This is a genomic window from Pseudomonas sp. NPDC087612 (assembly GCF_044743505.1).
In the GTDB taxonomy this organism is placed as follows: domain Bacteria; phylum Pseudomonadota; class Gammaproteobacteria; order Pseudomonadales; family Pseudomonadaceae; genus Aquipseudomonas.
Genome location: NZ_JBIUWO010000006.1, coordinates 251,237 through 273,103, shown reverse-complemented (window position 1 = coordinate 273,103; position 21,867 = coordinate 251,237). Strand labels below are relative to the sequence as shown.

14 protein-coding genes and 2 pseudogenes are annotated in these 21,867 nt (G+C 64.5%); 12 read left to right on the top strand and 4 right to left on the bottom strand.

From position 1 onward, the window contains the following. Positions 1-165: 165 nt before the first annotated feature. Positions 166-1,623 carry a HAMP domain-containing sensor histidine kinase gene (locus tag ACIOVF_RS14680; RefSeq protein WP_045198726.1) on the bottom strand — a complete coding sequence of 486 codons (1,458 nt, stop codon included), beginning with the start codon at positions 1,621-1,623 and terminating at the stop codon, positions 166-168. 249 nt (positions 1,624-1,872) lie between these two features. Between ACIOVF_RS14680 and ACIOVF_RS14675 the strand changes: the two genes are divergently transcribed. The 11 genes from ACIOVF_RS14675 to ACIOVF_RS14625 all read left to right on the top strand — a co-directional run bounded on the left by ACIOVF_RS14675 (position 1,873) and on the right by ACIOVF_RS14625 (position 18,683). Beyond that, positions 1,873-3,219: a hypothetical protein gene (locus ACIOVF_RS14675; protein WP_045198724.1), complete on the top strand. Its 1,347-nt coding sequence runs from the start codon at positions 1,873-1,875 to the stop codon at positions 3,217-3,219. Positions 3,220-3,254: 35 nt separating this feature from the next. Then, on the top strand, positions 3,255-5,483 hold the full coding sequence (locus tag ACIOVF_RS14670; RefSeq protein WP_045198722.1) for an Ig-like domain-containing protein: 2,229 nt from the start codon (positions 3,255-3,257) through the stop codon (positions 5,481-5,483). A 16-nt stretch (positions 5,484-5,499) separates the two neighbouring features. Further along, complete coding sequence (locus ACIOVF_RS14665) at positions 5,500-5,970, top strand: curlin (protein ID WP_401290341.1); 471 nt, start codon at positions 5,500-5,502, stop codon at positions 5,968-5,970. A gap of 16 nt (positions 5,971-5,986) precedes the next feature. Continuing rightward, positions 5,987-7,432 (top strand): curlin, encoded by a 1,446-nt coding sequence (locus tag ACIOVF_RS14660; protein ID WP_045198720.1) that lies wholly within the window; start codon positions 5,987-5,989, stop codon positions 7,430-7,432. A 149-nt stretch (positions 7,433-7,581) separates the two neighbouring features. Further along, positions 7,582-8,094, top strand: a complete 513-nt coding sequence (locus tag ACIOVF_RS14655; RefSeq protein WP_249744355.1) for a sigma-70 family RNA polymerase sigma factor — start codon at positions 7,582-7,584, stop codon at positions 8,092-8,094. Further along, positions 8,091-9,035, top strand: coding sequence for a FecR domain-containing protein (locus tag ACIOVF_RS14650; protein ID WP_401290337.1), 945 nt, complete (start codon positions 8,091-8,093; stop codon positions 9,033-9,035). Before ACIOVF_RS14655 ends, ACIOVF_RS14650 begins: the two co-directional genes overlap by 4 nt. Positions 9,036-9,150: 115 nt before the next feature. Beyond that, positions 9,151-10,623 carry a TonB-dependent receptor gene (locus ACIOVF_RS14645; protein WP_401290334.1) on the top strand — a complete coding sequence of 491 codons (1,473 nt, stop codon included), beginning with the start codon at positions 9,151-9,153 and terminating at the stop codon, positions 10,621-10,623. Between the two features lie 15 nt (positions 10,624-10,638). Continuing rightward, a complete protein-coding gene (locus ACIOVF_RS14640) occupies positions 10,639-12,075 on the top strand; it encodes a TonB-dependent receptor domain-containing protein (RefSeq protein WP_401290331.1) in 1,437 nt (478 codons plus the stop codon). 183 nt (positions 12,076-12,258) lie between these two features. Further along, entirely contained in the window at positions 12,259-14,505 is a 2,247-nt protein-coding gene (locus tag ACIOVF_RS14635) for a TonB-dependent siderophore receptor (RefSeq protein WP_401290328.1), read from the top strand. Positions 14,506-14,749: 244 nt separating this feature from the next. Further along, complete coding sequence (locus tag ACIOVF_RS14630) at positions 14,750-15,364, top strand: response regulator transcription factor (RefSeq protein WP_258610538.1); 615 nt, start codon at positions 14,750-14,752, stop codon at positions 15,362-15,364. Positions 15,365-15,371: 7 nt separating this feature from the next. Next, positions 15,372-18,683: a transporter substrate-binding domain-containing protein gene (locus ACIOVF_RS14625; RefSeq protein ID WP_401290324.1), complete on the top strand. Its 3,312-nt coding sequence runs from the start codon at positions 15,372-15,374 to the stop codon at positions 18,681-18,683. On the opposite strand, the pseudogene ACIOVF_RS14620 reads toward ACIOVF_RS14625, so the two are convergent. The 3 genes and pseudogenes from ACIOVF_RS14620 to ACIOVF_RS14610 all read right to left on the bottom strand — a co-directional run. After that, positions 18,658-19,089 (bottom strand): annotated as a pseudogene (locus ACIOVF_RS14620) (methyl-accepting chemotaxis protein); the annotation flags it as partial. The gene ACIOVF_RS14625 and the pseudogene ACIOVF_RS14620 sit on opposite strands and share 26 nt — an antisense overlap. A gap of 105 nt (positions 19,090-19,194) precedes the next feature. After that, positions 19,195-19,878: pseudogene (locus ACIOVF_RS14615) on the bottom strand (PAS domain-containing protein); the annotation flags it as partial. A gap of 198 nt (positions 19,879-20,076) precedes the next feature. Continuing rightward, positions 20,077-21,096, bottom strand: coding sequence for a LacI family DNA-binding transcriptional regulator (locus ACIOVF_RS14610; RefSeq protein WP_195883901.1), 1,020 nt, complete (start codon positions 21,094-21,096; stop codon positions 20,077-20,079). A 206-nt stretch (positions 21,097-21,302) separates the two neighbouring features. Here ACIOVF_RS14610 and ACIOVF_RS14605 point away from each other — a divergent pair, with 206 nt between their 5' ends. Further along, on the top strand, positions 21,303-21,842 hold the full coding sequence (locus ACIOVF_RS14605; protein WP_093383393.1) for a gluconokinase: 540 nt from the start codon (positions 21,303-21,305) through the stop codon (positions 21,840-21,842). Positions 21,843-21,867 lie beyond the last annotated feature (25 nt).

Here is a 21,867-nt window from a genome sequence, read left to right as displayed (position 1 = left end):
GTATTCGTTAATTATCAATAGGTTATGCCTACTACCTAATATTATTTACGAAGAGTGATGTTGGAAAACCACCCCCAGTTCTGGGTCTTTACCCTGCGGGAGCTAAAAAACAGCAATGTGTTTAAATTCATATAGTTATTAGTATTTATTAAAGTGCTTTATCCGTTACTTCCCCACCACCCTGAACGTCAGCAACACACACGTACCCTGCCCCTCCTCGCTACTGAGCTTCACCGTTCCGCCAAAGCGCTCCATGATCCGCCGCACCAGCACCAGGCCAACCCCCAGTCCGCCTTGCTTGGTGCTGAAGAACGGCTTGAAGGCCATGCGTTGCTGCTCCTCGGTCATGCCCTTGCCGCTGTCGCACAACTGCAGGGTCAGGCCCTGGCGCGTTTGCCGGCGCCGCTCGACACGCAGTTCACCGCCTTCGGGCATGGCCTCCAGGGCGTTGGCGATCAGGCTGTTGAAGATCTGCCCGAGCAGTACCGGCTGGCACAACACCAGGGCCTGGGGCAACTCGCCCATCTGCAGGCGCACGCCCTGGCGCAGCAGTTGCGGGGCAAAGCCTTGCAGGCTGTCCTGCAGCACCCGCAGCAGGTCTACCGGCTCCGGGGTATCGTTCAAGGGCCGCAGCGACTGCAACAGCTCGCGCACCCAGTGGGACATGCGGTCGACCTGGCTGATGATGTCGCCGATGTTCTTCTGCGCCGGCCCCTCTTCGATCTCCTGGGCCAGTTCGGCGCTGGAGCGAATGCTCGCCAGGGGGTTGCGCAGGCTGTGGGCTACCGCCGACGACATCTCGCCCAGGGCCACATAGGTTTCGTTGTTGATCAGGCGCTTTTGCTGCACCGCCAACTGCCGGGCGGCGCGGCGCATGATGCCGTACAGGCCGATGTACACAAGCCCCGCGCCGATCGCCGTGGCCAGCCAGATCAGCAACAGGCCGCGTTCGATACGCAAAATCAGGTCGCGGGGCTCCTTGTAGATCTCGACCATGGCAGTGACGTTGCCGCCCTCGGCATCGAACAGCGGAATGTAGTTCTCGATGAACAACTGCTCGGGCGGGGTAATGAACTTCTGCTCGCTGCGCGCCTGGTCGACGTCGTGGTAGCTGGCCGAGACGCGCATCTTCTGGTCGAAGGCATGGTCAAGGTCGTCATCGGCGTCGATCATCTTGCCCACCAGCGCCGGGTTGCTCGACCAGATGACCATGCGGTCCGGGGCGTAGATATTGGCCAGCAACACGTCGGGCAGGTGGGCGATATGATCGAGGAACTCGCCCCGGGCGCTGCGCCGGGCCTCGGGGTCGACATCCGGGAAGGCCTGGTCCAGGCGCGGATCGAGCAACTCGCCCATGGTCCGCACGTTGGGGATCGACACGTGGCGCACTTCGGCCAGGGCGATGGCCTGGATGAACTGGGCGGTGAGCAAGGCGTCGCGCTCGACGCTTTCATTGATCACGAAGCGGCTGGAGATCAAGCCCAGGCCCACGGCCACTGAAAGGATGATCGCCAGGCTGACGAAGGCGTACCAGCGCAGCAGGTTGAACGGCTTGCGCGCGGCGGCCGGGGCCGGGCTTACGAGCTGCAGGGACGACGAATCGAGGCGTGGCTGGCTGCTCATCACTGACTCCCGAATGAACGCTCCTTAGGTTATAGCCCAGCCCGCGCAATTCCCCCGCCCGCTTGCCCCACTTGCCCCCAACCCTGGGGCCAGCGCCCCGAGTCGAGTGGCTCTGCCGACACCCTGTAACCGCACGCCAGGCCTTGTGCAGCAAGGCCTGCAGGGTATTGAGAATAAATTGGTACGGATGTTGCCGATGCCTGTGCAGACGACCCAAGTCCATGGGCCCGAATGCAAGAGGGAAGACTCATGCACCGTCCAACGCCCCACCCACTGGCTCTGCTGATCCTGGCGAGCATTATCCAGGCACCGGCCCAGGCCGCCCTGTTCGAAGTAGACCCCGGCCCTTACCTGCCCGCTACCGGCGGCTTTGCTGCCTGGTACCAGGACACCCATGGCCGGGTGCTCGACCTGTGCCTGTCCAAGGCGGTCAGTTCGCGGGTGCCCGGTGCACCCGGGGCGCCGTCGTACATGTGCGTGCTCAACCCCGCCCCCGGGGTGTTCGACGACACCCGGCCGATCAGCTTCCCGAGCAACTACCCCGACGAAACCTTCTGGTTCACCGCCGATGCCGCCATCACCGACGCCGCCAGCGGCATCGACCTGACCTACGGCACCGCCATCGAGGCCGCCTTCGCTGCCGAAGACGTGGTCGACGGTGACCAGGTCAGCTTTGCCCGGGTACGTATCCGCGTCGACGTGCCCACGCCAGGCACCTACATCGTCACCCACCCCTACGGCGTCGAAGTGTTCGATGTACCGGCGGCCGGGCGGCGGGCAATCAACATGACCCGCGACATCGGCATCGGCGCGCCGAAAACCTACACCGGCGCGCTCAAGGGCGATGTCGGCCCGTTCCTGCGCGGTGCCGGTGGCCCCTACAGCGAAACCAACCCGGCCACTGGCGCCAGCGAACGCTTCATCGGCGACCCGAACCTGCAGGAAGCGGTGACCGGCAGCCCGTTCAACACCAACTTCGTGCGCATCGAGGGCCCCAACGGCCTGGATTTGCGTACCGAACTGTTCTCGGTCTCGGGCAAGCTCTCCACCGTCGCCCGCCCGACCCCGGTGATCGCCCAGCGCAGCACCTATTCGCGGCACAGCGAGAACGGCGACCTGCGTGCCCAGCAGGACCTGTTCGTACAAGCCCCGCCGCCACCGGCGACCGCCACCCTGGTCAGCCAGACCCCCAACCTCAACCTCAGCGAGGCCAACACCACTGGCGCCTGGTACGCCCAGTCGGTGCTCAACCCATCGCTGCCGCTGAACCTGCAGGTGACCGCCGACAACAGCCTGGCGATCCCCACCAGTACCCCGACCACCCTGACCCTGGCGCTGACCGACCTGGTGGTGATCGAGCGCGCCGAGTACAGCCTGGCCTCCGGGCAACTGACCCTGGTTGCCAGCACCAGCGACGAAACCAGCCCGCCAGTGCTCAGCGCCCGCACCGGCAACGGCGCCACGATCGGCACCCTGAGCGGCAATGGCGCGGTCAAGACCCTCACCACCGGCCTGTCGCCGATTCCGCCCGCCAAGGTCACGGTGACCAGCACCAACGGCGGTAGCGACAGCGAAGAAGTGGTGCTCGTGCCATGAACACTCTTACGCCACGTCCCGTAGCAGGAGGCAGCATGAACAACTGGCCACGCCTGGCGCTCTGCGCAGCCGGGCTTTCCCTCTCGCTGGCCGGCACTGCCTGGGCCGGCCTCAAGGCGGTCGATCCCGGCCCCTACACCCTGGCCACCGGGCGTTACCCGATGTGGTACCAGGACCACGGCAACCTGTCGCTGGAGCTGTGCCAGTCGCGGGCGGCAAGCTCGCGGGTAGCGGTTTCGGTGCCGCCGGCCTACATGTGTACCTTGCTGCCGGAGCCCGGGGTGTACGACGACGCCCTGCCGCTGGTGTTCCCCGACAACTGGCCGCCGGAGATGTTCTGGTTTCTGGCCGAGACCGAAATCCCTGAAGTGGGCAACAGCGGTTACGAGCTGGAAGTCTATGTCGCCGGTATCGAGGCGGCGTTTGCCGCCGAAAACCCGGTGGACGGCGACCAGCAAAGCTTCGCCCGTATCCGTATCCGCGCCTCGGTGCCGCGCACCGGCACTTACGTGATCACCCACCCGTACGGGGTCGAGACGGTCAACGTCACCACCGCCGGGCGCCGCGCCATCAACATTACCCGCGACATCGGCATCGGCGCCCCGGGCAACTTCAGCGGCGTGCTCAACGGCGCGATCGGGCCGTTCCTGCGCGGCGTCGGCGGCCCCTACACCGAGATCAACCCGGACACCGGCGCCAGCGAAACCTACGTCGGCGACCCGAACATCACCGAAGCGGTCACCGGCAGCCCCAATAACACCAACTTCGTACGTATCCAGGGCCCGGCCGGGACCCTCCAGACCAACCTGTTCACGGTCTCCGGCAAGGTCCTCGACCCACGCAAGCAAACCCCTGCCGAACTGCAGCGGGCCAGCTACCGGCGCACCTCGGACGGCACCCGCGTCGAGGTGTTCGCCAAGGCGCCGAACAACGCCACGCTGTGCATGCGCGAGACCCTTGCGCTGGTGCCGGGCACCCCGCCCTCGCCCTGCCAGTTCAACCTGCTGGCCGACAACAATGGCCTGTTCTTCGCCCAGCACCTGAGCAGCGCCGCACCGCCGCCAGTCATCGTCGTCACCGCCAGCGACCCGACCGGCGCCACCCGCCCCACCGCGCTGTCGAGCAAGCTCAGCGACGTGGTCAAGGTCACCACCGCCCGCTATGACTGGGCCAACAAGCGCCTGCGCATCGAGGCCAGCTCCAGTGATGAAGTGCAGGTGCCCGACCTGGTCGCCCAGGGTTACGGGCGGTTGTCGAAGTCCGGCACCCTGCAGACCCTGACGGTCAACGAGCTGAGCCAGCCGCCTGCGATCGTGACGGTGAAATCCGCCGCCGGCGGCAGCGACAGCGAGCCGGTGGTGGTAATCGGCAATGCCCCGGTCGACGCCGCCAACCAGCCGCCAGTGGCCCAGGCCGACGTCGGCAGCACCCGCGTTGGCGTGCCGCTGAGCCTGAACTTGCTGGCCAACGACAGCGACCCTGACGAAAACGTGCCGCTGAGCATCAGCGACCTCACCCAGCCGGCCACCGGCCAGGGCACGGTGGTGCTCAACGGCACCACGGCCGTCACCTACACCCCACCGGCAGTAGTCAATGCGCCGCTGGTGGTCACCTTCACTTACCGTGCCCAGGACAGCAAAGGGCTGAAATCACCCGTCACCAACGTCACGGTCAATGTCGCCGCCAACCAGCCGCCGCTGGCTGTCAACGACACCGCCAGCACCCTCGGCGTGGCCTTGCCGATCAACGTGCTGGGCAACGACAGCGATCCGGATGGCAACGTACCACTGACGGTCGCCAGCGTTACCCAGCCGGCGCTGGGCCGCGGCACGGTCAGCACCGACGGCAACCAGGTCACCTACACCCCGCCGGCAGTGATCCTGGCCGCGTTCAGCACCACCTTCACCTACATCGCCCGCGACAGCGCAGGTGCCCTGTCGGCACCGGCCACGGTCACGGTGCAGGTGTCGCCACGGCCACCGGCAGAGAACTTCACCGTCACCGCCGCAACGGTCACGGCGCGGGCTGGCGGTCGCTTTACCTGGGACATCTCCGGCACCACCTCGGCGATCCTGCTCAACGCCGTCACCGTGCAGGTCAGCACCCCGACCGGCCTGGTCAGCCTGGGCACCACCCCGGTACCGCTGACCGGACGCTGGCGGCTGAGCGTCACCAACAGCGTCGCGCCGAGCACACCGGCACCGACGGCAACCGTCACCACCAGCCTGGGCACCGTGCGCACTGTGCCGGTCACCGTGCAGTAACCACAGGAGAACGACCATGGCGCGCCTGACCACCTTGCTGCTGTGCCTGAGCCTGAGCGCTCAGGGCGCCCTGGCCGACGACCTGATGGACAACGCTGACCTGGCCATGGGCAGCGACCTGGGCGACCTGTCGATGCAGCCACTGGCGCCTTCAAGTGGCCAGCAGGCGCTGGTCGAGCAGAACGGCCAGAGCAACCGCGCAGCGATTGGCCAGGACGGCCAGGCGCTGCTCGGGCGCATCGTCCAGCAAGGTGGCGCGCAGGAGGCGTACATCCTGCAACAAGGCAACGACCTGATGGCCTCGATCAGCCAGCAGGGCTACGGCAACAGCGCCTCGATCAGCCAGAGCGGCAGCAACAACCGCGCGCAGATCGAGCAATACGGCAACAGCAACAGCGCCAGCATCGAGCAGGCCGGCAGCGGGCTTTCCAGCTCGGTGATCCAGGCCGGCAACGGTCAGCGCGTGCAGGTCAACCAATACCGTTAAACCTGGAGGCACCACCATGTTCAAGCTCGCTCCTTTAAGCGCCGCCATTGTCCTGGCCGTTGCCGGCCAGGCCATGGCTGACGACAGCCAGTCGACCCAGAGCCAGTTCGGCACCGAGAACATCGCCGAGGTCAAGCAGACCGCCGCGCCGCTCAGTACCACCACCCAGAACCAGCTGGGCCTGGGCAACAACCACGCCGCCAAGCAGGATGGCGGCAACAGCCAGATCCAGCAAAGCGGCGCCGGCGACTACAACGCCGGCTACGCCGAGCAGTTGTACGAGTTCGGCAGCCAGATCAACCAGCAAAACGCCGGGGCCCTGAACAACACCCACGCCAGCCAGTCGCTGGGGGTCGAGAACAGCGCCCAGCAGACCCAGCAAGGCACCGGCAACTTCTCGTTCATCTACCAGGACACCCAGGCCGGCAGCCAGGGCACCACCTTGCAATTCGGCGATAACAACCGCGCCTTTGTCGAGCAGCAGTACGGAGGCGGCGGCAACAACGCCCTGAGCATCCAGGCCGGTAGCGGCAACTACAGCGCCGCCGAGCACCTGAACTACAACAATGGCCAGATCGGCATCTACCAGGCCGGCGATGACAACTGGGCCTATGGCGATCAGCGCGAAGGCCAGGATGGCAGCGTCACCATCAGCCAGACCGGCAGCGCCAACTCCAGCGAAGTCTGGCAAGACACCCAACTGGGCAGCCAGGCCACGGTGACCCAGTACGGGCAAACCAACGAAAGCGTGCTCGACCAGAGCTTCGGCGAGGGCAACGTGGCCAGCATCACCCAGGCCGGCAGCCTCAACGCCAGCTATGCCGACCAGTTCGGATCGCAGCAGTCGACCACCACGGTGTTCCAGAACGGCCAGGGCAACGTCCACTACACCTACCAGAATGGCGACAACCACGTGCTCACGGTGAGCTCCACCGGCACCGGCAACAAGATCCTCGCCAGCAACTGGAAGGGCGACAAGTCCGGCGGCCAGTTCGGCAGCGCCCAGCGCGCCGAGGTCAACCAGAACGGCAGCGGCAACAGTGCCAACTTCACCCAGGACGGCAGCACCCAGCTCGCCCGCCTGAACCAGAACGGCAGCGGCAACAGCGCCGAACTTGCCCAGGTCGACAACAACAACGAGCTGTATTTTGAACAGAACGGCAGCGACAACCTGCTGATCGCCGACCAGCGCGGCACCGCCAACTACGCCACCGGCGTCAGCAGCGGCGCCGGCAACAGCGTCAAGGTCGAGCAATCGGGCAGCGGCAACCAGAGCTACACCTGGCAGCTGTACGGCGACAACAACCAGGCCAACATCAAGCAGACCGACGGCGTCAACGTCGCCTACGTGACCCAGGGCGGCTCGGCCAACCAGGCGATGGTCGACCAGAGTGGCGCAAACATGGCCGCGACCATCCAGCAGTTTGGTGCGGGTAACCAGGCGACGGTGTTGCAGCAGTAATAGCTTTGGGGCCGCTTCGCGCCCCATCGCCGGCAATCTGATTCTCCCCCCCTTGACCGTGACTCGCCGACAGGCTGGTCACGGTTCTTTTTTTGCCCTTATAATGCGAACAATTCGCAACTGCATCTTTCATGTTTCAGGATCTCCGGGTGTCCCCTACCTCCCCCGCTCCCCAGCAACAGCTCCATGGCCTCTATCGCGATCACCACGGCTGGCTGCAGGCCTGGCTGCGCAAGCGCCTGGGCGACCGTGAGCGTGCTGCCGACATCGCCCACGACACCTTCCTGCGCCTGCTGGTCAGCGGCCGTTTGCCCGGCCACGACGAGGGCCGCAGCTACCTGGTGCAACTGGCGCGCAACCTGGTCATCGACCAGTGGCGCCGGCAACGCATCGAGCAGGCGTACCTGGCCAGCATCGCCCACCTGGACGAACCGCAAACGCCGTCGCTGGAGACCCGCGCGATGATCCTGCAGACCCTGCAACAGATCGACCAGATGCTCGACAGCATGCCGGCCAAGGTGCGCAGCGCCTTTTTGCTGTCGCGCTTCGAAGGCCTGGGCTATGCCGAGATCGCCGAGCGCCTGGGGGTCACCGTAAGCTCGGTGCAGAAGTACATGATTCGCGCCATCCAGGCCTGCTACCAGGTGCTCTACAGCGAATGAGCGCGGTAAACGATGCACCGATCGACGCGGCGATTGTCGAGCAGGCCAGCCACTGGCTGATGCTGCACTGGGACGGCCCGCTGGATGCCGGGCAACGCCTGGCGTTTGCCGATTGGCAAGCGGCCGATGCCGAGCACCGGCGCGCCTGGCAACGCCTGCAAACCCTGCAGCAGACCCTCTCCGCCGTGCCTGCGCAAACTGCCCGCAGCGTGCTCGAAGAGCGCCAGAGCCGGCGTTCGCTGCTGCGCCAACTGTGCGTCGTGCTACTGCTGGGCGGCAGCGCTTACCTGGGGCAGCGCCATCTGCCGTGGCGCGAGGCGATGGCCGACCAGCGCAGCGCCCCCGGCGAAGTGCGCCGCCTGCAACTGGCCGATGGCAGCCAACTGCTGCTCAACAGCCGCAGCAGCGTCAACATCCAGTTCAGCGCACAAGAGCGGCGCATCCACCTGCTCGAAGGCGAGCTGCTGCTGACCAGCGGCAAAGACCCAAGGCCGCTCAAGGTCCAGACCCTGGCCGGTGAAGTACAGGCCCTCGGTACCCGCTTTGCCGTGCGCGAGCTGCAGGATGGCAGCCGCGTCGAGCTGTTCGAAGGCGCCTTGATGATTCGACCCGGGGCGGGCAGCGAGCAGTTGCTCACGGCCGGCCACGGCCTGTGGTTCAACCGCCAGGGCTGCGCACCACAGCATCCGGCCGACAGCAACAGCATTGCCTGGGAGCACGGCCGGCTGATTGCCGAGCGCCTGCCGCTGGGGCGTTTTCTCGAGGAACTGGGCCGCCATCGGCGCGGGGTCATCCGCTGCGAGCCGGCCATCGCCGAACTGCCAATCACCGGCGTATTTGCCCTCGCCGACAGCGAGCGCACCCTCACCGCCCTGCAAGACAGCCTGCCGATCCGCGTGCACTACCTGAGCCGCTACTGGGTGACCGTCACCGCGCGTTGACCGCCCGTGCTTGCACTTTCGAAAAAATAACTGCGCAAGCCGTTGTCGGTTTGCGCCGCTCGTTCGGGTTAGTCATCAAAGCTAACCAATACGCATTCTCAAAGGAGTCTTCGGGATGCCGAACCTGCCGCCCCCCTGCCCGTCCCCCCTGAGCTTGGCAATCCGCAGCGGATTGCTCGCCGGCCTGCTCGGCAGCGCCTGCTGCAGCCTGGCCATGCCCGCCCAGGCCGAAGCTGCCCGCCAGGAACAACGCTTGTACCAGATTCCCGCTGGCACCCTCGACCAGGCCCTGACCCAGTTCGCCGCCAGTGCCGGCCTGCTGCTGTCGGTCGATGCGCGCCTGACCGCCGGCAAGCCGTCGCTGGGCCTGCAGGGCCATTACGCGCCGGCCCAGGCCTTGAGCAAACTGCTGGCCGGTAGCGGCCTGAGCGCCTACTTCAGTGACGACGGCCGGGTGCTGATCGAAAAGACCGCGCACGCCAGTGATGCCCTGGAGCTCGGCGCCACCCGGGTCAAGGGCCAGGCCGAGGACGACGGGCTCAAGGACTACGGCGTGCCACGCTCGGTGGAAACCCGCAATCTGGAGCAACTGGAGCGTTTTCGCGGTCGCTCCAATGCCGACCTGCTCGCCGGCATCGCTGGCGTGCAGACCTCCGACGGGCGCAACGGCGGCGGCATCGAAGTCAACATCCGCGGCATCCAGGGCCAGGGCCGGGTGCCGGTCAAGGTCGATGGCAGCCAGCAGTCGCTGGATGTTTACCGCGGCTACGCCGGCACTGCACAGCGCGCCTACATCGACCCGGACCTGATCAGCGGCGTCACCGTCAACAAGGGCCCGAGCCTGGACGCCGGTGCTTCCGGCGCCATCGGCGGCTCGGTCGAGATGCAGACGCTGACCGTCGATGACATCCTCAAGCCCGGCGAGACCACCGGCTGGCGCCTGCGCGGCTCGCTGGCGGACAACAGCAGCGCCGACGTCCCCAGCGACTATCGGGTGCGCCCACCCACCGAGCGCAATGACCTGCTGCACGCGCACGACTGGTCGCGCAGCCTGGCCTTCGCCCACAAGGACGAAGCCTTCGATGTGGTCGCCGCCTACGCCGAGCGACGTAACAACAACTACTTTGCCGGCAAGCACGGTTATTCGCGCTACGACACCTCGGTAATCAGTGGCGGCGCCCTGGTCGATGCCAACACCGTGGCACGCAACTACTGGCCCGGCGAAGAGGTGCTCAACTCCAGCACCCACAACAAATCCTTCATGCTCAAGGGCACCCTGTACCGCGACAACGGCCTGGAGCTGGGCCTGGGCTACCGCTACATGGATTCGAGCTTTGGCGAAATCATGCCCTCGCAGATTGGCCGCTCAGGCCCGTCGATGACCCAGCCACTGGGCGACTTCAAAAAAGACATCGACCGCTACGACGAAGCCTTCTGGATGAGCGCCGCCCCCGAGTATTACCAGCAATGCTCGGCCATCGCGGCCCCGGTGCCGGACGGCGACAATATGTGGGACAGCACCGGCTGCTTTGTGCGCGAGACCCTCGACCCGGTCTACGACTACAGCGGCGCCAACCAGATGATCTAGTTCAAGCCCGGCAACATGAAGCTGCACACCCTCACCAGCGAGTTCAAATGGCGCCCCGAGGACGACAGCCTGGCCCGCTACATCGACCTCAACGGCCATGCCTGGGCAACCTTCGGGCGCAGCATCATGTACAACAACGTCGGCTTTACCGCGCCGCAACGCGGCCAGGGCTATCAGGACGAGCAAAGCGAGCACTACCGCCAATCGCTCAAGTCCGACCTGAGCAACCTCAAGGTCGGCACTGACATCAGCAACACCAGCCGCCTGCTGACCGGCAGCGGCGACTATGCCCTGACCTATGGCGCCTCGTACCAGTACGAAAGCATCGACCCGAGCCGCAAGCCGTGGCAGGACGACCTGGAAAACAACCGCATCGAACGCAATGGCTATCGCCACGAATACAGCCTCAGCACTGCCCTGGAATACAAACCGGTCCCGCAGCTGACGTTCACCGCTGGCGGGCGCTACAGCGGTTACCGCATCTATGACCGCAACCGCCAGGCGCTGTATGCCGCGCCGGCCGGGGCCGGCCCCGACGAGCCATGGTGGAACGCCGAATTTGCCGGCTTCGCCGACAATGCCGAACTGTCTGGCCACGGCTTCGCCCCGTCCTACAGCGTCAGCTATGCCTTTACCCCCAATGTCATGGCTTACGCCCTGTACAACCAGGGCATGCGCATGCCGTCGCTGTTCGAGACCACCCTGGGCAGCTGGTCGGCAGAACCGAACTACGACTTGCGCCCGGAGCGGATGAAAACCTTCGAGGTCGGCGCATCGTTCAAGGGCAGCAACCTGCTGCTGGACAACGACCAGGCCGGGTTCAAGCTGGCCTACTTTCACAACACCATCGATGACATGGTCACCCGCAACTATCGCTACAACCCCAAGGGCCGCCCCGGTTTCAACGGCGAGTTGAAGATCCGCAACGTCGACAGCTTCACCACCCAGGGCATCGAGCTGCAAAGCCACTACGACAGCGCCTGGTGGTTCGCCGACGCCTCGTACGTCTACAACATCAAGGCCGAAACCTGCGACCGCGCCTTTGCCCAGGCCCTGCGCGACGGCGGCAAGAGCGAAACGCCGGACTGCACCACCGGCGGTTTCCAGGGTTCCTACACCAACACCCAGAACCCGCCGCGCTACAGCGTCAACCTGGTGCTGGGGGCCAAGGCCTTCGAGCAGAAACTGGCCAGTGGCATACGCATGCGCTACACCAGCGGGCCGATGTACGTGCTGGACAAAAGCTGGCACGTAGGCACCACCACACCGCAGCAGCACTACCTGGAAGCGCGCATCTATGATTTTTTCGCCGACTACCAGTTCAGCGATGAACTCAAGGTCAGTTTCAATGTTTACAACTTTACCGACCAGTACTACCTCGACCCCATGTCGCAAAGCATGATGCCAGCACCCGGCCGCACCTCAAGCCTGGCAGCATCCCTACAGTTCTAAAGGCCTTTTGCCATTAATCTGTCGGAATCGCCGTAGCAGGGTTTTACCGCCCTGCTTCGTTAATATTTTATTTTTCTCCTTAAGGGTTTATACGCGAATGGTAATTCTTATCATTCTCGACTTCCCGAACGGCCCGGCCCTTCCGTCCAGGCCGTTCACCCTTTGTTTCAGGAGAGATCTGACATGGTGTCGCGCTTCAACCTCAGCCGCTTGAGCATTGCCTTGCTGGCCACCCTGGGTTCCACGGCACTGGCCGCAGCGCCCCTGGAGCTGCAACCGGATGAAGTCCAGGTGCAGCCCACCGACCTGCCAGTGGACGGCAGCCGGCAGGCGATCGAGCTGGAGAACACCCGGGTGCTGGGCACCGCCGAAGAGGAGCTCAAGCAAGCGCCAGGCGTGTCGATCATCACCGCTGAAGACATCAAGAAGCGTCCGCCGGTCAACGATCTTTCCGACATCATCCGCCGCGAACCGGGGGTCAACCTCACCGGCAACAGCAGCAGCGGCGCGCGTGGCAACAACCGCCAGATCGACCTGCGCGGCATGGGCCCGGAAAACACCCTGATCCTCATCGATGGCAAGCCGTCGACCTCGCGCAACGCCGTGCGCTACGGCTGGAGCGGCGACCGCGACACCCGCGGCGAAACCAACTGGGTGCCGGCCGAAGAAGTCGAACGCATCGAGATCCTCCGCGGCCCGGCCGCCGCACGCTACGGCTCGGGTGCCATGGGTGGTGTGGTCAACATCATCACCAAGCGCCCGACCCAGGACCTGCGCGGCTCGATGACCCTCTACACCATGCTCCCCGAGGACGACTCCGAAGGCACCGGCAAGCGGGTCAACTTCAGCCTCAGCGGGCCGCTCACCGACAGCCTGATCTTTCGCGTTTACGGCAACCTGAACAAGACCGACGCCGACGACATGAAGATCAACTCGGCGCACCAGGCCTATGAAGAATCGCTGATGGCCGGCCGCGAAGGTGTGCGCAACAAGGACATCAACGGCCTGCTGAGCTGGAAGATCGACCCGGCCAACACCGTCGACCTGGAGTCCAGCTACAGCCGCCAGGGCAACATCTTTGCCGGCGACACCATGCTCAACGCCGGCGGCGAGTTCGTCGAGAGCCAGGTGGGCAAGGAAACCAACGTCATGCAGCGCTCAAGCTTTGCCCTGACCCACCGTGGCGACTACGACTGGGGCACCTCGACCGCCTCGCTGTCCTACGACCTGACCCGCAACGAGCGTCTCAACGAAGGCCTGGCCGGCTGGGGCGAAGGCGCGCCATCGGGCGGTGCCGGGCGCTTCGAGTCGCGCCTGCGCAACACCCGCGCCACCGGCGAGGTCAACCTGCCGCTGAGCATGGGCCTGGAGCAGGTGCTGACCCTGGGCGGCGAGTACCTCTACGAGTCGCTCAACGACCCGGGTTCGCTGCGCCCGCAAAGCTATGACCCGGGTGCCGAGCTACCGGGCTTTGACCGCACCCAGACCAAATCCACCGCGCGCAGCTTTGCCCTGTACGCCGAGGACAACATCGAAGTCGGTGAAAACACCATCGTCACCCCCGGCCTGCGCCTGGATCATCACGAAGACTATGGCGACAACTGGAGCCCGAGCCTGAACGCCTCGCACCAGATCACCGAAGCGCTGAGCATCAAGGGCGGTATCGCCCGCGCCTACAAGACCCCCAACCTGTACCAGGCCAACCCCAACTACCTGCTGTACAGCCGCGGGACGGGCTGCAACTCCGGTGAAGTCAACAACGGCGGCTGCTACCTGCTGGGCAACGCCAACCTCGACCCGGAAACCAGCGTCAACAAGGAACTGGGCCTGGCCTATGACAAAGGCACCTGGCGCACCAGCGCCACCTACTTCCGTAACGACTACAAGAACAAGATCGAAGCCGGCAACCAGACCTTGTTCCGCCTGCCCAACGGCCGGCGCATCCTGCGCTGGGAAAACACCGGCAAGGCCGTGGTGCAAGGGGTTGAGGGCAACCTGTTCGTCGAGCTGACCCCGGCGCTGGACTGGAACACCAACTTCACCTACATGATCGAGTCCAAGGACAAGAAAACCGGCGAGCCGCTGAGCATCATCCCCGAGTACACGGTCAACTCGACCCTGGACTGGAATGTCACCGACAAGCTGTCGTTCCAGCTCAACGGCACCTACTACGGCAAGCAGGAAGCGCCAACCTACAACGCCCGGGCCAATGAAACCCTGGACAAGAAGGTGCAGAAGGACGTCGATCCCTATGGCATTGTCGGTATCAGCGGTGGCTACGCGTTCACCAAGAACCTGAGCATGCGCGTCGGGGTCAACAACCTGTTCGACAAGCGCCTGTACCGCGAGGGCAACTCCGATGAAGCCGGGGCACTGACCTATAACGAAGCGGGCCGGGCGTACTTCGCCTCGTTTACCACGTCATTCTGATGGAGTGAGTGGGGGGTGGAAGCTGGCCTCGCAGGTCTCAGGCCGAGTCATTCACCCCGACAAGCCACAACTCAAGTGCGTAGGAATTTTCGACAATTCCTACCACTATTTTCAACGCTTCTATACTTCCCATACTCTTGCAACCTGATTCGACGTATCGTTGGCGGCTCGCCGGCTCCGGCCCGACTCGTCTTCCTGAATGATTCAGGAAACGGCTTACCCTCTTCGTCAAGGAGTTGCGCCAATGCCTACGGTACTGATCGTCGATGATCACCCCACGATTCGCCTTGCGGTGCGCATGCTGCTCGAGCGCGAACGCTACGAAGTGGTCGGCGAAACCGGCGACGGCGTGGCTGCCGTGCAGATGGCCCGCGAACTGCGCCCCGATGTGGTCATCCTTGATATCGGCCTGCCCGGGCTCGATGGCCTGAGCGTGATCAAGCGCCTGCACCTGCTGGAAAAAACCCCGAAAATCATGGTCCTCACCGGGCAACCGGCCAGCTTGTTCGCCCGTCGCTGCCTGGATGCCGGCAGCTCCGCCTTCGTGCACAAAGACGAAGACCTGGAGGCGCTTGTATTCGCCTTGAAAGCCATGGTCAAAGGCTACTCGACCTTCCCCGACATGTCGGCCAACCGTGGCCCGCTGGGTTCTGAAGAAGAACGCCTGGGCAGCCTGTCGCACCGCGAGATGGAAGTACTGCGCATGCTCGCGGCCGGGCTGTCGAACAACGACATCGGCGAACGCATGCTGCTGAGCCCGAAAACCATCAGCACCTACAAAAGCCGGATCATGGAGAAACTTCAGGTAGGATCTTTCGTCGAGTTAATGGCTCTGGCCACTCGTAACCAGGTGATCTGAGCCCGTCATGAACATCCGCCCTGCTCTGCTGGCCCTGGTGCTGGGCTGCCTGCCGCTGTTGCTGCTCGACAGCAGCCTGGCCGATGAGCCCGGCGAGCTGCGCACACTGCTGGCGCGTTCGGTGGTCGGCGGCGAAGGCGTGGCCCTGTCAGCAGATGACCGGCGCTGGTTGAAGGAAAAAGCCGTGCTGCGCCTGGGCACTTCGAGCCCGGACTACCCGCCTTTTGATATCAACGTCAGCCAGAACGAATACGAGGGCCTGACTGCTGACTACGCCGGGCTGATCAGCGAGCTACTGGGCATCGCGGTAGAGGTTCGCCGCTACAACAGCCGTCAACAGGCAATCACTGCCCTGCACGCCGGGGCCATCGACCTGCTCGGCAGTTCCAATGGCTTTGAAGCCGCCGATGCGCAACTGGTGCTCAGCCAACCCTATGCCGACGACCTGCCGGTGATCGTCACGCCCCAGGGCAAGACCCGCGCCGTCGATGACGAACTGGACGGACTGCGCCTGGCCATGGTCGATCACTACCTGCCGGACGAAGAAGTCCAGCACCTGTTCCCCAAGGCCCGCCTGCAGCTGTATTCCTCGACCATGGCCGGTTTGTCGGCGGTTTCGCTGGGCCAGGCCGATGCCTTTCTCGGCGATGCCATCAGCAGTGACTACCTGATCGGCAAGAGCTTTCAGGAAGGCGTGCAGATCTCGCACTTCGTCAAACACGAGCGCGAAACCTTCGCCTTCGCCCTGGCCCTGGGCAACGACCGATTGCTGCGCTTGCTCAACCAGTCACTGGCGGTTACCAGCGAAACCGAGCGGCTGAACATCCTGCGCCGCTGGAGCAGCGGCAGTACCAGCATGCTGCTGGATCGCGACGTGCTGGTGTTGACCACCGAGGAGCGCCGCTGGATCGCACAGCACCCGATTGTGCGAGTGCTGGTCAACAAGTACTTTGCGCCCTTGAACTTCTACGATGACCAGCAGCAGGTCCGTGGCATTACCGCCGATGTGCTGGAGCAGATCAGCCTGCGCACGGGGCTCAAATTCGAGTTCGTCGAAGCCGATGCCGGCGCCGCCGCGATCACGTTGTTGCAACAGGGCAAAGCCGACCTGGCCGGGACCCTGGTCTATAGCCCCGACCGCGCCAGGCAGGTCAACTTCACCCGGCCCTACCTGGTCGATCCCTGGGTGCTGGTCAGCCGGGTTGACAGCGACGACGGGCAAACGCCGGAGCAGTTGCAGGGTAAACGCCTGGCGGTGATCCGCGATTCACCCTTGAAGCCCCAACTACGGGAGCGCTACCCGTCGCTGACGCTGATCGAGGTCGATAACCCGCTCGCATTGATGGAGGCGCTGGCGCAAAAGCGCGTCGATCTGGTGCTGAGCTCGCGTATCAACGCCGCCTACTTCATCAGCCGGCTGTTCAAGGATCGCCTGCGCATCGCCTCACTGTACGGCGATCAACCGATTACCTCCTCGTTTGCCACGGCTTTGCCGGCCACCGAACTCCACGCCATCATCGACAAAGCCCTGCTCAGCATCCCGCCCGACGAACTGGCGAAGCTGACCAACCGCTGGCGCACCAACGCCTTGATCAGCGACAGCCCCTGGTACAACTACCGCTCGCTGATCGTACAGATCCTCATCGTCGCCAGCCTGCTGATCGCCTGCGTGGTGTTCTGGAACCGCTACCTGCGCAGCCTTATCCGCCAGCGCAGCGAAGCCCAGCAGGCATTGCAGCATGAGCTGGGCTTCAGCAAACGCCTGCTCGAAGAGCTGCGCCTGGCCAAGGACCAGGCCGACGATGCCAACCGCGCCAAAAGCACCTTTCTGGCGACCATGAGCCATGAAATCCGCACGCCGATGAACGCGGTGATCGGCCTGCTCGAGCTTGCGGTCAAGGACGCCGAACAGGGCCGCGCCGACCGTGCGTCGCTGCAGGTCGCCTTCGACTCGGCCAACGGCCTGCTGGCGCTGATCGGCGACATTCTCGACATCGCCCGCATCGAGTCCGGGCACATGCAACTGAACGCCGAAGCGACCGACCTGACTGCCCTGGTCGCCGCCACCGTGCGCGTGTTCGAGGGCAATGCGCGGCTCAAGGGCCTGGCCTTGGTCACCGACCTGCAGACCCTCGACGAAGGCCTCATGGTCGACCCGCTGCGGCTCAAGCAAGTGCTGTCGAACCTGCTGGGCAATGCCCTGAAGTTCACCGAGCAGGGCCAGGTGCAAGTCACCCTGCGCTACGGCCCGGCGCAACCCGGCCAACTGCGCCGGGTGCTGCTGAGCGTGCAAGACAGCGGCATCGGCATCAGCGCTGCAGACCAGGCGCGCTTGTTCCACAACTTCGCCCAGGTGGGCGAGCAACCCGCACGCCAGGGCACCGGCCTGGGCCTGGTGATCAGCCGCACCCTGTGCGAGCTGATGGGCGGCCGCCTGAGCCTGAGCAGCAGCCCGGGCCGCGGCACCCGCGTCGATATCGAATTGCAACTGGCGCTGGCGACGGTAATGCATGCCCCGGTGGCGCCGATCGAGCAAGCGCCAGCCACGCAGGCCTTGAACATCCTGGTGGTGGACGACTACCCGGCCAACCTGATGCTGCTTGAGCGCCAGTTGAGCGTGCTCGGCCATCAGGTCAGCCAGGCCGGCGATGGCCAGGCGGCGCTGGGGTTGTGGCTGCAGGGGCAGTTCGAGGTGGTCATCACTGATTGCCATATGCCCGGCATGGACGGCCATCAACTGGCACGGCGTCTGCGCAATGAGGAGCAGCAACAGCAACGCCAGCCCTGCCTGATCCTCGGCCTGACCGCCAACGCCCAGGCCGAAGAACGCGAGCGTTGCCTGGCCAGCGGCATGAACGATTGCCTGTTCAAGCCGATCGGCCTCAATGAACTGCGCCGTCACCTGAGCGGCATCGACAGCCCGGCTGCGCCGGTAGTGGCAAGCGATAACCTTGAAGCACATGCCAGCGGCTTCGAGGTCGACAACCTCAGGTACCTGACCCTGGGCGACCCGCAACTGGTCGAACGCCTGCTACGGGAACTGGCCCAGAGCAACGGCGACGACCTCAAGGCCCTGCGCGCCCTCGGCCCGACGCCCAGCCGCGATGCCTTGCGCAGCCTGGCTCACCGGATCAAGGGCGGCGCCAAGATGCTCAAGGCCCGTGGCCTGGTGCAGCGCTGCGAAGCGCTTGAGCAAGCCTGTGTCGGCGACGCCGGTATCGAGCACCTGCAGGCCCTGGCCAGGGCCCTGGAGCAGAGCCTGCAGACCCTCGACACCGAGCTCAATCAGCGCGTCAGTGCAACTGCAAGGTCGAGTTGATCTGGCTGATCGCATCGACCACATGCTGCGAGCCCTGCTGGATTTCCAGAATCACCTCACCGGCTTCGTTGGCCAGCTCCACGCCAAGGCCCGTGCGGCTCAGGCTCGACTGCATACTGGCCACGGCAGTCAACGACAGGTCGTGGTTCTGGCGCACCACTTCGACGATCTCCAGGGTCGCCTTGCTGGTGCGCGCCGCCAGGTTGCGAACCTCATCGGCGACCACCGCAAAACCGCGTCCGTGCTCGCCGGCGCGTGCCGCTTCGATGGCCGCGTTGAGGGCCAGCAGGTTGGTCTGGTCGGCGATGCTGCGGATGGTCTGGACGATCTGCCCGATCAGTTCCGACTGTTTGCTCACCGCATCGATACTGCGCGCGGCGGCGTTGAGGTCCTGGGAGATTTCCTCGATCACCTGCACGGTTTGTTGCACCACCTGCGAGCCTTTGCGCGCGCAGGCGTCGTTCTGCACCGAAGTGGCATGGGCAGACTCGGCGGCGGTCTGCTGGGTGCTGACCTGGCGGGTGATGTCGCTGGCGAACTTGACCACCTTGTACAGGCGCCCGCGGGTGTCGAAGATCGGGTTGTAGGAGGCTTCGAGGTAAACCATCTGCCCGAGCTTGTTGACCCGCTCGAATCGGTGGGAATGGTACTCGCCACGGTTGAGCGAGGCCCAGAAGGCTTTGTAGGCCGCCGACTCGCTTTCGCTTTTGTGGCAGAACAGGCTGTGGTGCTTGCCCACCACCTCGTCGAGGCGGTAGTGCATGGTATTGAGGAAGTTCTGGTTGGCGTCGATGACCTTGCCATCCGGGGTGAACTCGATCATTGCCATCGAGCGGCTGATGGCGTTGATCAGGCTCTCGGTCTCGTGCTCGTGCTGCACCCGCTGAGTGATATCGGAAGCGACCTTGATGACGCTGGTGACCTGCTGCTGGGCGCCAAGCACCGGCATGTAGCTGGCTTCGAGCCAGACTTCGCGGCCGCGCTTGTCGATCCGGGCGAAGGTGCCGCTGCGCGGCTCGCCACGGTTCAGGTCACGCCACAGCTGGCGGTATTCCTCGCTTTTGCCGAAGGCTTCGTCGCAGAACAGGCGGTGATGCTTGCCGCGGATCTCTTCGACGCCGTAGCCCATGGTCTTGCAGAAGTTTTCGTTGGCGTCGAGGATGACCCCGTCGGGGCTGAACTCGATCATCGCCATCGAGCGGCTGATTGCCGCCAACTTGGCAGTCATCTGGCCCAGGGCCTGGGTGCAACGCTCGATTTCAGCCAGATCGGACTTACGATGCAAATCAAACATTTTGTAACACTCCATGCTCGGGATTTGCTGAGCATAGATGGCGATTGGCACCGTGCAAGCACTCTGACATCACCTTGCAGCGCCCGCCGACTGGCGGTTTCAGCTGCTTTCGCGAACCATCAGTTCGAAGCCCAGATCCTGGCACTGCAACTGACTGCGCTTGCCATCAAGCAGGCCCAACAGCGCCTGCGCGGCGCAACGGCCAATGGCGGCGCGCGGGGTGCGGATCGAGGTCAGGCGCGGAACCATGTGCGCCGAAGCCGGCAGGTCGTTGAAACCGACCATGGCCACCTGCTGCGGCACCTTGATGCCCTGGCGCAAGGCTTCAAGAATCGCCCCCTGGGCCAGGTCGTCGTTGCAGAAGAAAATGCCATCGACATCGGCATGGCGCTGCAGCAGCTGGGCAAACAGCTCGCCGCCCAGGCCGATCGATGAAGGTTGTGGTGCCAGCAGCTCGCGGCCGTGGGCATCCAGGCCGGCTTCGGCCAGGGCCAGGCGAAAGCCTTCGGCGCGCTGCATCACCCGTGGGTCAAGTTGCGCGGCAATAAAGCCCGGGCGCTTGCAACCGCGCTCGAGCAGATGGCGCGCCGCCGCCCTTCCCGCTTCCTGTTGGGAAAACCCTACCGACATGGCCTGGCCTTCGCCGCCCAGCTCCATCATGTGTACGCACGGCACGCCGCTGGCGGCGAGCATCTGCTTGGCGGCGTCGCTGCGGTCAAAACCGGTGAGCAGGATGCCGCGCGGCTGATAAGCCAGGTAGTTGCGGATCAGGTTCTCTTCTTCGGCGATATCGTAGTGATAGTTGCCGATCAGCACTTCAAGACCGCGAGGGCGCATGACCTCGTGAATGGCTTCGAGGGTGTCGATGAACAGGTGGTTGGACAGCGACGGGATCAACACCACGATCGACTGGCTCTGCTTGGAGGCCAATGCCCGCGCGGCCGGGTTGGCTACATAGCCGAGGCTGGCGGCGGCGACCTGGACCTTTTCCACAAGCGCGGGGGCAACCGTGCTGACCCCGCGCAGTGCCCGCGAAGCGGTGATCGGGGAAACCCCGGAAAGCCTGGCAACTTCCGCCAGGGTGGGACGACCGGTAGTACGAGAGCCAATGCGGGTCATGAGGGGTTTTATTTTCGACTTGCAAAGAATGGGGAACGGGCACTAAGGTAGCGCTGTCTCAGACCACAGGCAATGCAAAACTGCATGAGGCCAGGAATGAGCATCCAGACTGCTTTTACAAAATCAATAACATCTGGGTGGGAAGCGCCCGAGACGTTAGCCGTCTCGCTTCAAGATAGCGCTATCTTGCCCTGCAGGAGGTACCGATGAACCCACCCCTCTCCGCGATTGTGGTCATGGGCGTCGCTGGCTGTGGCAAGAGCTACGTCGGTGCCGCCATTGCAGGCCTGAGCGGCGGTCGCCTGATCGAAGGCGACGACTTCCACCCCGCTGCCAATATCCAGAAAATGAGTGCCGGCATTCCCCTGGACGACGACGACCGTGCCGGTTGGCTGATTCGCCTGGGCGAGGAACTGCAAGCGTGCCTGAAGGCCGGCGAGCGTCCGATCCTCACCTGCTCGGCGCTGAAGAAGCGCTACCGCGATGCCCTGCGCCATGCCGTGCCGGACCTTGGCTTCGTGTTTCTCGATCTCACCCCCGCTGAAGCCAGCCGCCGCGTGCTCGCCCGCCCCGGCCACTTCATGCCCGCCAGCCTGATCGACAGCCAGTTCGCCGCCCTCGAACGGCCCAACAGCGAGCCGCTGACCCTGGCGCTGGACGCCACCCTGGCGGTGGACAAGCTGGCCATCGAGGTAGACCAGTGGCTAAAGCCCTGCGGTGAACCGCTGCTGGCGCGAACGGCCTGACCCTGGCTGTTTTTTCGGCTCACCC